The organism is Leisingera sp. ANG-Vp, assembly GCF_000813725.1.
In the GTDB taxonomy this organism is placed as follows: Bacteria; Pseudomonadota; Alphaproteobacteria; order Rhodobacterales; family Rhodobacteraceae; genus Leisingera.
The window spans coordinates 1-9,900 of the sequence record NZ_JWLD01000118.1 but is presented as its reverse complement, the minus strand read 5'-3'; the positions used below and the strand labels follow the sequence as shown (position 1 = coordinate 9,900).

Below are 9,900 nucleotides of genomic sequence, written 5' to 3'. Positions count from 1 at the left end.
CCTGATATCCGCGCGCGCATGACCAGCAATCCCCCAGATCTCCGCCCCGACCTCGCCCCCCGCCCGCAGTTCGGTGACGCACCGCGCCCCGATCAGCCGACGCTTGGCATGGTCTCGCTCGGCTGCCCCAAGGCGCTGGTGGACAGCGAGCGGATCCTGACCCGGCTGCGCGCCGAAGGCTACGGCATTTCGCCCGACTACGCGGGCGCCGATGCGGTGATCGTCAACACCTGCGGCTTCCTCGACAGCGCCAAGGCGGAAAGCCTGGAGGCGATCGGCGAAGCTCTGAAGGAAAACGGCAAGGTGATCGTGACCGGCTGCCTGGGCGCCGAACCGGACTACATCCGCGAGCATCACCCGCGCATCCACGCGGTGACCGGCCCGCATCAGTACGAGCAGGTCTTGGACGCGGTGCATTCCGCAGTGCCGCCCGCCCCGAACCCTTACGTGGATCTGCTGCCCGCGGCCGGCGTCAAGCTCACCCCGCGGCACTTCAGCTATCTGAAAATCTCCGAGGGCTGCAACCACAAGTGCAAGTTCTGCATCATCCCGGACATGCGCGGGCTGCTGGCGTCGCGCCCCGTCCACGCGGTGCTGCGCGAGGCGGAAAAGCTGGTGGAGGCAGGCGTGCGCGAGCTGCTGGTGATCAGCCAGGACACCTCTGCCTATGGTCTCGACCGCAAATACTCCACCCACCCCTGGAAAGGGGAGGAGGTGCGCAGCCATATCCTCGACCTCTCCCGCGAACTGGGCAAGCTGGCCCCGGCGGAGGACCTGTGGGTGCGGCTGCACTATGTCTACCCCTACCCGCATGTGCGCGAGCTGATCCCGCTGATGGCGGACCCCGAGAACGCGCTGCTGCCCTATCTGGACATCCCCTTCCAGCACGCTCACCCGGATGTGCTGAAGCGCATGGCGCGCCCTGCCGCCGCCGCCAAGACGCTGGACGAGATCAACGCCTGGCGCGCGGCCTGCCCTGATATCACCCTGCGCTCCACCTTCATCGTCGGCTACCCCGGCGAGACCGAGGCCGAGTTCCAGCACCTGCTCGACTGGATGGACGAGGCGCAGCTGGACCGGGTTGGCTGCTTCAAATACGAAAATGTCGACGGCGCCCGCTCGAACGACCTGCCGGACCATGTGCCGGAAGAAGTGAAGCAGGAGCGCTGGGAGCGGTTCATGGAGAAGGCCCAGGCGATCTCCGAGGCCAAGCTGGAGGCCAAGGTCGGCCAGACCCTGCAGGTCATTGTCGACGACATCGACGAAGACGGCATCGCCACCTGCCGCACCAAGGCCGATGCGCCGGAGATCGACGGCAACCTGTTCATTGATGAGGGAACGGACGGGTTGCAGGCGGGCGATCTGGTGACCGTTGAAGTTGATGAGGCGGGAGAGTATGACTTGTGGGGTAGAACACCTAGCTAATTCAGAATCCTAAAGCGATTGCATGGCGCCACCAGATTTTTCGAAGTCAACGGTAGAAACATTAGGGAAAAGAGCGTCCTACGTTTGCTCTAATCCTGACTGTCGCCGTATTACTGTTGGCGCAACACGCGATCAAAAAGCTTCGATTATTGGCGAAGCCGCTCATATTTATGGCGCACGCCCAAAGGCTTCTAGGTACTCAGACCAAATGAGCGATTTAGAACGCGCTCAAGAAACGAACGGAATTTGGCTCTGCCGCTCGTGCCACAAACTGATCGACGATGACGTAAAGCGGTATCCGCCTGAACTACTGTTCAAGTGGCGTGAGGTGCATGACGAATTTACGGCGTCTCAATTAGAAAACGCCGGCTCCTGGGCTCGGCTTGAAGTTCAAAGAGAGTTCTTCGACAATCACCCGAATTTGACACCGGCGGCGCGCCGTATTCTCGCTGACAAACCGGACTTTTGGGAATGTCTTTTAACCCTTGAGTTGCTTCGATCATCCACAAGTGTTCCAAAGCAGAAAATGACTGACCTATTATCCGGCGCGTATGTTCCTCAGTTCAAAGTCATCGCGGCTGGGCACGAGCCAACTTTCTTTCAGAGAAAATTCTTTGAACTCAAAAAACTGATCGCTTCGGCAAAGCAAATATTTACGGTCCAACTCTTTACCTCTTGGGGAGAAGACGGGCATTCGGGAGATGAGATCACTATCATCCATATTGGCTCCCTGATACAAAAACTGTCCGACGCCTTTGCAACGTGGGAAGAGGAAATTCACTCTGTTTACTTCGAACGTGAGGTTTTCCTCGAGACCAACGAAGTTCTCAAAGGATGCGGCAACCATAATTTTAAGCAGATTGAGATGGTACAAGACCTTGTTGCAGAGGTCATTCAAACGGTTAACACCCCCGAAGAAGGAAGAAGCTTGGACTTCAAACACACGATGGTCTTCGATTTCCCTTCAGGTTTTGATGATCGCTTCGAAAAAGCCCTTAACTTTGCCAAACAAGAGCTACTGTTCGATGAAATCTGAAAATGTCCGGAAGCTCCACTAGCCGACGCGCCTGACCCTGGGTGGGTGCGAAGCGAAAGGGCTACGCCCGTTCGCACCTGAAACCGTCCACTGGACGGTTTCTTCTTCGGTGCTCACTCCCGTGGGGAGGGTCGGGCGCTGCCCGCGCTTCGCGCGGGCATTTGGCTTCCCTATAGCCCTGCCACCACCACAATCCACGCAACGCCTGCCGCAACTGCAGTCAGCGCCACGCCGGCGCTGCCGGCGTCCTTGGCGCGGCGGGCCAGTTCGTGGTGGTCCTTGGAAATGTAGTCCACCGTCCGCTCAATTGCGGTGTTCATCAGCTCGGCCGCCAGCACCAGAATGCCCAGGGCCAGGATCAGCGCGCGCTCGCCCGCCTCCAGCGGCAGCCACAGGGCCAGGGCGGCGGAGGCCAGGTTGGCCCAGACCCAGGTGCGGAAGGAATGCTCGTTGGTCCAGGCATCGCGGCAGCCGGCCCAGCTCCAGAGCGTGCGCCATTTCAATTGGTTCAGAAAATACTTCATCGCGGCACTCTGGCGGCAGTGGCGGCGGGGCGCAATGGGGAAACCAGCAGTGCCTCCGCGGACCCGGCCATTTGCGGCACAGTGCCCTCCCGCCGGCAGGCCGGTTACAGGATCGCCACTTTGAGTTATATTTATTTCCCGTGAAGAAAGCCATTGCCCCAGGAAAACCATACCGCAACAGTGGAGATTACCGTGACCAGAGCATCATTTAGCAAACTGCCCGACCGCCAGGCGGAGCCGATTCTGGAGGACCTGGAAGGCTGGACAAAACTGGACGGCGCGCCCTCGATGAAGACCTGGATCGAGTACACATCCGAGGACGGCGGCATCATCAGCGGCTGGTGGGAAGCGACACCGGGAACCTATCACGCCATATATGCGGCCTGGGAATTTGTGCATCTGATCGAGGGGCGGATTGTCATCACGCCGGAGGGCGGCAGCCCCAATGAGGTGGGGCCCGGCGATGCCTTTGTGGTGGAGGCGGATTTCAACGGCACCTGGGAGATTAAGGAAAAGGTGCTGAAACACTTTGTCATCAAGCTAAAGTAAGACAATCAGGGCGGCTCTTTGCGGGCCGCCTTATCCAAAGACAGACCAGCCAGGGAGAGCCCCCAGCCATGACAGATGCACCGGACATTGCCCAGAAAGCCCCCTACCCCGTCGAGGTGAAGGAGGGGAAATCCTATTTCTGGTGCGCCTGCGGCAAGTCCAGCAAGCAGCCGTTCTGCGACGGCTCGCACAAGGGCACCGGGTTCGAGCCGGTGAAATTCACCGCAGAGAAGGACGGCAAAGTGTTCTTCTGCGGCTGCAAGCATTCGCAGAAGTCGCCGCGCTGCGACGGCAGCCATTCCAAGCTGTAACGGGGCCAAGCGGTAACAGGACCAGGCCGCAGGACGGGCCAGGCTGCAGCCCGGCTGCGGCGCAGTCAGCCCATCAGCCGTTTGAAGACCTTTGCGCTGGGGCAGAACTCCGGCACCGCGGGCGCGTCGCCCTCGCGCCGGGCAGAGTTCCACAGGGCGCAGGACTTGCTGCAGCCGGCGCCGCGGCATTGGGTGACCATCCGCGCATGCTCCAGCCCGCTGAGCCGGCCTGAGCGCAATTCTGCGGTCAGGTCGACACCCGCGGCCTTGGCCACGGCCTGCAGCAGCCACAGGTGGCGGAAGATATTGCCCAGGCCCTCGGCCTCCGCTGCCATGTCCTTCATGGGGTGCGGTCTTTCAGCCGCATCAGGGCGTCCGCATTGCGGCAGCCCGGCATCGGGGCCTCTGCGGTCCAGTTTGCGTCCAGGAATGCTTCGCAGCGCTGCGGCGCTTCGCAGCCCCGGCAGCGGGTGATCATCGCCGCCCAGTCCTCGGGGCTGATGGCACCGGAATCAAAAGCGCCGGACAGATCGGCTCCCACGGCCTGGCCCATCCGGGCCACAAGCCGCAGGTGGTAAAGAGGGTCTCCCAATGGCTGCATGTCACGCACTCCTAAGTAGGCAAAAGCTCAGCCGTGCTGCTCGTTCAGGTAGGCGAGCAGGTCGCGGTTGCGGCAGAAGTCGGGGGCATCGGCGCCCGGGCGCGGGCCTTCGGCCAGCCACTTCTGGCAGGCGCCGACGCCGCCGCAGCGGGTGCAGCGCAGTACCGCTTCGGCAATCTCGTCAAAGCGCAAATTGCCCTCCACCGCGTCCTGTTCCAGGTCAAGGCCGACAGCGGCAGCCATCCGGTCGAACAGTTCGGCGTGTTTCTTCAGCTCAGCCTGGGTGGTCATCGCGCGCATCCCCTTCAATCATTCATCTGGGGTGCAGCTTACCTGCGCGCAGGCTTCGTCAACTTGATGCAGGTCAAACGGGACCGGATTTATGCGGATTTCCCGTTCAGGTGGTCGAGATACGCACGCACTGCATCCTGAACGCGCCGGAACCGGTCACCGCCCAGCTTTTTGCCGCCGTACCAGCGGGTGACGATGATCACATGATCCTTGAGGCCCTCGCGTTCCATCATCCGCAGAATCACCATGCCCGCTCCGGACTCGCCGTCGTCCGCCTTGAGCCCGCCCGCAGGCAGCACTGCCGCCCAGGTGTTGTGAGTCGCCTTGGCATAGGCGCGGTCGGTTTTCAGCTCCGCCAGCACCGCATCGACTTCCTCGCGCGAGGCGGCTTGCGCACCGGTCACTGCATATTTTGAGCCGCGGTCGGTCAGGATCACGCCAAGCATGGTCAGCGCGGGGGCGGTCTGGTCTTTGGCCATGCTCAGTTCAGCCCGTAGCGGTCGATGGTCGCCTGCACCACCCGCACCCGGTCCGGGTTGGCCGGGTGGGTGCCCAGGAACCGGTCGCCCGGGTCCGGAAGCCGGTTGAAGAAGCGCACGCCGATGCTGGGGCGGTAGCCGGACTTATGGGTGATGATGGTGCCCAGTTCGTCCGCCTCCAGCTCAAAATCCTTGGAATAGGTCCGCGAACCGACAAAACCGCCCAGATCCTGCGCGCTTGACACCGTGGCCGCGCTGCCGCCTGCCAGCGCGGTGATCAGCCCCGCGCCGACGCTGACCAGGGCCGAGTTCTGCACCTGCCGCGCCAGATGGCCGCGGATATGGTGCGCGGCTTCATGCGACATCACAAAGGCCAGCTCGTCGTGGTTGGCGATTTGTCCCAGCATCCGCTGGGTAAAGGTGATGACCGGCCGGCCCGAGCGGTCGAGGCTCTGGTACGCATTGGGCGGTGCGTTCGGGTTCGGATCGACCCGGATCAGGAAGTCGCAGTTCAGGCCTTGCGTGCGCTGGCGGCACTCGCGCTCTGCCACCGGCTCCACCCGGCGCGTGACCGAGGCAAAGGCCTGCCGCGCCTGGGCCGGTGCCATCCCCTGCACCCGCGGCGTTTGTGCCACCGGAACAGATTGCGGCGCAGGCTCAATTGCCACGTCACAGGCGCTGACAGTCAGAGCAAGCAAACACAGAAAACGGCGCATCGCGGATCCTCTTGCGGTTCGCCGCCACTCTATCGCGCAAGTCCGGGGGATGGCAATCGCACAGCGGCGGAACACCGCCGCCGCAACAGTGCGATACCGTGCAATTGCAAGGCCTTGCCAGAAGGCACCCGCCAATGGCAGGCTGGGGTCATGTTTACCATCGAACATGAATTTGACTCGACGGTCATCACCCTTGTGGACGAGGACAGCACCCCGCTCAACGAGGATGTGACCATCAATTCCTTTGCCGAATGCGTCACGGTCGAGCAATTCGACCCGCGCACCGACAGCGTGCAGAAGATCACCCTGTCGCACAATCAGGTCCGGGATCTGGCGGCGGCGCTGGATCTGCCCGAAGGGGTCTACCGGCTGGTGCCCGACGACGGCTAGCGCCAATCCCTCAGCAGTCAGCCCGGGCCGGTATAGACAAACAGTTTGCTGCGGGATGCGGTCCCGCGGCGCAAAGCAAGATTTGAGGCAGCGGTGCCCATGGCCAAAGCCAGCAGCTGGCGGATGGCCTCAGTTGCCTTGCCATTCTCCGGCGCGGCCGTGACTGAGATCTTCAGCACGCCCCCCGCCTCGGCAATTACATTGCGGGCCGCCTTGGGCGCGGCCCGGACCGCAATCTCTGCGCCCGGTACGCAAAGATGCGTCAGATCCGGCAGGTCTTTCTTCTTTGGCTTTCCCATATGGCCACACATGCTTTGTGCGCCGCAGAAAATCCATAGACTTTGCTGCTTTTGCGCGGCTATCACACGGCCTAAGAAACCCCAGCCCGCCGCCCTGCTGCAATCGCGGCACACCTGCGGCCCGCAAGGCCAACCGGCTCTTGAAAAAACACCCTTGGCCGCCGAAATAGGCGGCAACAGATGTAAAAAGGTTTCACATATGCCCGCACGCAATGATGCCGCACTGGACTTCCTGCTGTCGCGCCGTTCCCGCCCGGCCAAAACGCTGGTGGCGCCTGCACCCACGCGCGAAGAGCTGCAGCCGATCCTGACCGCAGCCGCCCGCACCCCCGATCATGGCAAGCTCGAGCCCTGGCGCTTCATCGTGGTAGAGCAGCCAGCCATGGCCCGCCTCGCCGCCCTGTCTGATGAGACAGGCGAACGCCTTGGCAAAAGCCCTGAGGATATTGCCAAGGGCCGCAGCCAGTTCGACTTGGGACAGCTCGCCGTGGTGGTGGTCGAGGTCCAGAAGGACAGCCCCAAGATCCCGCCCCTGGAACAGACCTATTCCGCAGGCGCCGTCTGCCTGGCGCTGCTGAATGCCGCGCTGGCCGCCGGCTGGGGCGCCAATTGGCTCAGCGGCTGGGCCAGCCATGACGCAGGTTTTGCCAAGGCCGCCTTTGATCTGGCCGCAAACGAGCGCATTGCCGGCATCATCCACATCGCCACCGAAAGCGCTGCCCCGCCCGAACGCCCGCGCCCGGATCTGGATGCGATCACAACCTGGATGAGCGAATGATCTTTACCGCCTTTTTCAAGACTCTCGGCCAGACCGGCGATCCGCGCTTCCGCAAGGTGCTGTTCCTTGGGCTGGGCCTCAGCCTTGCGCTTCTGTTTGCCGCCTATGCCGCCTTCCTGATGCTGATCCAATGGCTTGCCGGGCCCGAAGTGACCCTGCCAGTGCTGGGCCAGGTCACCTGGGTCGACGACCTGCTGTCATTCGGCTCGCTGTTCTTCATGCTGGTACTGTCGGTGTTCCTGATGGTGCCGGTGGCCTCTGCCATCACCTCGATGTTCCTGGACGAGGTCGCTCAGGCCGTCGAGGACAAGCACTACCCGGCCCTGCCTCCCGCCGCCAAGGTGCCGTTCTGGGACAGTGTCAGGGACACGGTGAACTTCCTCGGCCTGCTGATCGCAGCCAACGTGCTGGCACTGTTCCTCTATGCGCTGTTCCCGCCGGCAGCCCCGTTCATCTTCTGGGGGCTGAACGGCTTCCTCCTGGGCCGGGAATACTTCACCCTCGCAGCCGCCCGCCGGGTGGGCACGGCCGAAGCCAAAAAGCTGCGCCGCCGCCACGCCACCACCATCTGGGCGGCCGGAACGCTGATGGCGATGCCCTTGTCGCTGCCGCTGGTGAACCTGGTGATCCCGATCCTGGGCGCCGCCACCTTCACCCATATTTACCACGCACTGGCCCGCCGCTAACTGCAGCGGCCCCGGCCGCAGCCGGGTCAAGGCCGGCGCCAGCCGCCCCGCGGGACGCGCGGTTCAGCCTTGATGCGGCGAAGGGCGGAGTACAATGGACAAGGCGCCTTGAGGGGCAAACCTGCACCTCAAGCACTTCTCGGCAAAACCCATCTGAAAACGGCCTTCGCCCTGGCCCGCTCCAGCCCGCCAGGGCTGGCCGCAGCCGCGCCTCGCGCCAGCGCGGCGCCACGCCCAACCGGGACAGAGGCATTTCCAATGCCTCCAGCACCGGGCGGGAGCCCCTGCTCTCCTGCTTGCAACAGGCTGCGGCAGATCACTGCCGCTCGGGCAGCATCCCCATCCAGTCGAAATCCCGCACAGAAATCACACCGGAGATGATGATGCCGCAAATGACGGCCCACAAAACAGCCGCCACGCCGGTGGTGATCCAGGCCTTCTGCTTCAGAAAGTGTTTCTCCGGCGCGCCTGCATGGGTGCCGGGCACCACTTCGCCCTTGTCGCCCTGGGTCTGCAGCCGGATCGGGATCACCACCAGGAATGTCAAAAACCAGATCACCGCATAGAGCACGATCGCTGAGGTAACACCCATCTTGCTGGTCTCCCGGAATAGCCCTGCCCCGCCATGGGGACAGGGAGCTCATAGCCTCAAACTTCCTCGAGTTCCACCAGGCAGCCGTTGAAATCCTTGGGATGCAGGAACAGAACCGGCTTGCCATGGGCGCCGATCTTCGGCTCGCCGGTGCCCAGCACCCGGGCGCCTTCCGCCTGCAGGTGGTCACGGGCAGCCAGGATGTCCTCAACCTCATAGCAGACATGGTGGATGCCGCCTGCCGGATTCTTTTCCAGGAATCCGTTGATCGGCGAGTTTTCTCCCAGCGGATACAGCAGCTCGATCTTGGTGTTCGGCAATTCGATGAACACCACGGTGACCCCGTGATCCGGCTCATCCTGCGGCTCGCCCACCTTGGCACCCAGCGCATTGCGGTACTGGGCCGACGCCGCTTCCAGATCAGGAACGGCAATGGCAACATGGTTCAAACGGCCAATCATTTCAGCTGTGCTCCTCTCACAGATTTTCCTCGGCCTCGGTTATGGGGGGGATGCTGCGCCGCGGCAAGTGCGCCATTGCGCGCGGGGCCTGCTTTCTCCGCGGCCGTGCGCGTGCTGTTAACCTGTAATTAGCCTCGAATCCCTAGCGTCGGACCATATCCCGCAAGGAGGATACGTTATGGACGATTCGGAACTGTTTGCTGCCGCCCAGCGCCTGCCCACCACCCGCCGCCCGCTTTTGGGGCTGACGATTCTGGTGGTTGAAGACAGCCGCTTTGCCTGCGAGGCCTTGCGGCTTTTGTGCCTGCGCAGCGGTGCCCGTATCCGCCGCGCTGACTGTTTGAAATCCGCGCGCCGCCATCTGCAGGTCTACCGGCCCTCGGTTCTGATTGCTGATGTCGGCCTGCCGGACGGTTCCGGTCTTGACTTGATTCGCGAGCTGGCTGAGGCCAGCCCCCGCCCCAGCGTGATCCTCGCCACCTCCGGCGATCCTCTGCTGGAGGGCGCCGCGCTGGAAGCCGGTGCTGCAGGTTTCCTGGAAAAACCAATCACTTCGCTTGCGGCGTTCCAGCAGAAAATCCTGTCGAACCTGCCCGCCGACCGCCAGCTCTCCGGTCCGCGCGCCCTGGACGATGAAACGGTGGAGCCTGACTTCCTTGCCTACCGCGATGACATGGCGCATGCCGCAGACGTGCTCAGCATGAACCAGGAAGAAAAGACACTTGCCTATCTGGCGCAGTTTCTCGGCGGTGTTGCCCGCAG

17 protein-coding genes are annotated in these 9,900 nt (G+C 62.7%); 8 read left to right on the top strand and 9 right to left on the bottom strand.

Annotated features, from left to right (window positions below):
* Window positions 1-18: 18 nt before the first annotated feature.
* Both rimO and RA20_RS24845 read left to right on the top strand, forming a co-directional pair.
* Window positions 19-1,425 (top strand): 30S ribosomal protein S12 methylthiotransferase RimO, encoded by a 1,407-nt coding sequence (gene rimO, locus RA20_RS24185; protein ID WP_039135364.1) that lies wholly within the window; start codon window positions 19-21, stop codon window positions 1,423-1,425.
* Between the two features lie 22 nt (window positions 1,426-1,447).
* Window positions 1,448-2,461 (top strand): HNH endonuclease, encoded by a 1,014-nt coding sequence (locus RA20_RS24845; protein WP_152618597.1) that lies wholly within the window; start codon window positions 1,448-1,450, stop codon window positions 2,459-2,461.
* A 170-nt stretch (window positions 2,462-2,631) separates the two neighbouring features.
* Here RA20_RS24845 and RA20_RS24175 read toward each other — a convergent pair whose 3' ends face one another.
* Window positions 2,632-2,985, bottom strand: coding sequence for a diacylglycerol kinase (locus tag RA20_RS24175; protein ID WP_039135361.1), 354 nt, complete (start codon window positions 2,983-2,985; stop codon window positions 2,632-2,634).
* 192 nt (window positions 2,986-3,177) lie between these two features.
* Here RA20_RS24175 and RA20_RS24170 point away from each other — a divergent pair, with 192 nt between their 5' ends.
* Both RA20_RS24170 and RA20_RS24165 read left to right on the top strand, forming a co-directional pair.
* The gene (locus tag RA20_RS24170; RefSeq protein WP_241482327.1) at window positions 3,178-3,534 is read left to right on the top strand and encodes a cupin domain-containing protein; all 357 of its coding nucleotides are present in this window, start codon (window positions 3,178-3,180) and stop codon (window positions 3,532-3,534) included.
* Window positions 3,535-3,602: 68 nt separating this feature from the next.
* Window positions 3,603-3,845 (top strand): CDGSH iron-sulfur domain-containing protein, encoded by a 243-nt coding sequence (locus tag RA20_RS24165; RefSeq protein WP_039135359.1) that lies wholly within the window; start codon window positions 3,603-3,605, stop codon window positions 3,843-3,845.
* Between the two features lie 65 nt (window positions 3,846-3,910).
* On the opposite strand, the gene RA20_RS24160 is transcribed toward RA20_RS24165, so the two are convergent.
* The 5 genes from RA20_RS24160 to RA20_RS24140 all read right to left on the bottom strand — a co-directional run bounded on the left by RA20_RS24160 (window position 3,911) and on the right by RA20_RS24140 (window position 5,932).
* Complete coding sequence (locus tag RA20_RS24160) at window positions 3,911-4,189, bottom strand: DUF6455 family protein (RefSeq protein ID WP_039135357.1); 279 nt, start codon at window positions 4,187-4,189, stop codon at window positions 3,911-3,913.
* Entirely contained in the window at window positions 4,186-4,446 is a 261-nt protein-coding gene (locus RA20_RS24155) for a DUF6455 family protein (RefSeq protein WP_039135354.1), read from the bottom strand. The genes RA20_RS24160 and RA20_RS24155 overlap by 4 nt, the downstream gene beginning before the upstream one ends.
* Window positions 4,447-4,473: 27 nt before the next feature.
* The gene (locus tag RA20_RS24150; RefSeq protein ID WP_039135370.1) at window positions 4,474-4,737 is read right to left on the bottom strand and encodes a DUF6455 family protein; all 264 of its coding nucleotides are present in this window, start codon (window positions 4,735-4,737) and stop codon (window positions 4,474-4,476) included.
* An 89-nt stretch (window positions 4,738-4,826) separates the two neighbouring features.
* Window positions 4,827-5,216: a YigZ family protein gene (locus RA20_RS24145; protein WP_052249165.1), complete on the bottom strand. Its 390-nt coding sequence runs from the start codon at window positions 5,214-5,216 to the stop codon at window positions 4,827-4,829.
* 2 nt (window positions 5,217-5,218) lie between these two features.
* On the bottom strand, window positions 5,219-5,932 hold the full coding sequence (locus RA20_RS24140; RefSeq protein ID WP_039135352.1) for a M48 family metalloprotease: 714 nt from the start codon (window positions 5,930-5,932) through the stop codon (window positions 5,219-5,221).
* A 150-nt stretch (window positions 5,933-6,082) separates the two neighbouring features.
* Here RA20_RS24140 and RA20_RS24135 point away from each other — a divergent pair, with 150 nt between their 5' ends.
* Window positions 6,083-6,322: a hypothetical protein gene (locus tag RA20_RS24135; protein ID WP_039135349.1), complete on the top strand. Its 240-nt coding sequence runs from the start codon at window positions 6,083-6,085 to the stop codon at window positions 6,320-6,322.
* Window positions 6,323-6,339: 17 nt separating this feature from the next.
* Here the strand turns inward: RA20_RS24135 and RA20_RS24130 are convergent, their stop codons facing one another.
* Entirely contained in the window at window positions 6,340-6,621 is a 282-nt protein-coding gene (locus tag RA20_RS24130) for a DUF167 domain-containing protein (protein WP_039135346.1), read from the bottom strand.
* Between the two features lie 199 nt (window positions 6,622-6,820).
* On the opposite strand from RA20_RS24130, the gene RA20_RS24125 reads away from it, so the two are divergent.
* Window positions 6,821-7,399: a nitroreductase family protein gene (locus RA20_RS24125; protein ID WP_039135343.1), complete on the top strand. Its 579-nt coding sequence runs from the start codon at window positions 6,821-6,823 to the stop codon at window positions 7,397-7,399.
* On the top strand, window positions 7,396-8,085 hold the full coding sequence (locus RA20_RS24120) for an EI24 domain-containing protein (protein ID WP_039135340.1): 690 nt from the start codon (window positions 7,396-7,398) through the stop codon (window positions 8,083-8,085). The genes RA20_RS24125 and RA20_RS24120 overlap by 4 nt, the downstream gene beginning before the upstream one ends.
* A gap of 316 nt (window positions 8,086-8,401) precedes the next feature.
* Here RA20_RS24120 and RA20_RS24115 read toward each other — a convergent pair whose 3' ends face one another.
* The gene (locus RA20_RS24115) at window positions 8,402-8,677 is read right to left on the bottom strand and encodes a DUF1467 family protein (RefSeq protein ID WP_039135338.1); all 276 of its coding nucleotides are present in this window, start codon (window positions 8,675-8,677) and stop codon (window positions 8,402-8,404) included.
* 56 nt (window positions 8,678-8,733) lie between these two features.
* Complete coding sequence (gene mce, locus RA20_RS24110) at window positions 8,734-9,138, bottom strand: methylmalonyl-CoA epimerase (protein ID WP_039135336.1); 405 nt, start codon at window positions 9,136-9,138, stop codon at window positions 8,734-8,736.
* A gap of 178 nt (window positions 9,139-9,316) precedes the next feature.
* Between mce and RA20_RS24105 the strand changes: the two genes are divergently transcribed.
* Window positions 9,317-9,900: response regulator (locus RA20_RS24105; RefSeq protein WP_039135334.1), on the top strand; the 584-nt coding region annotated here is incomplete at its 3' end.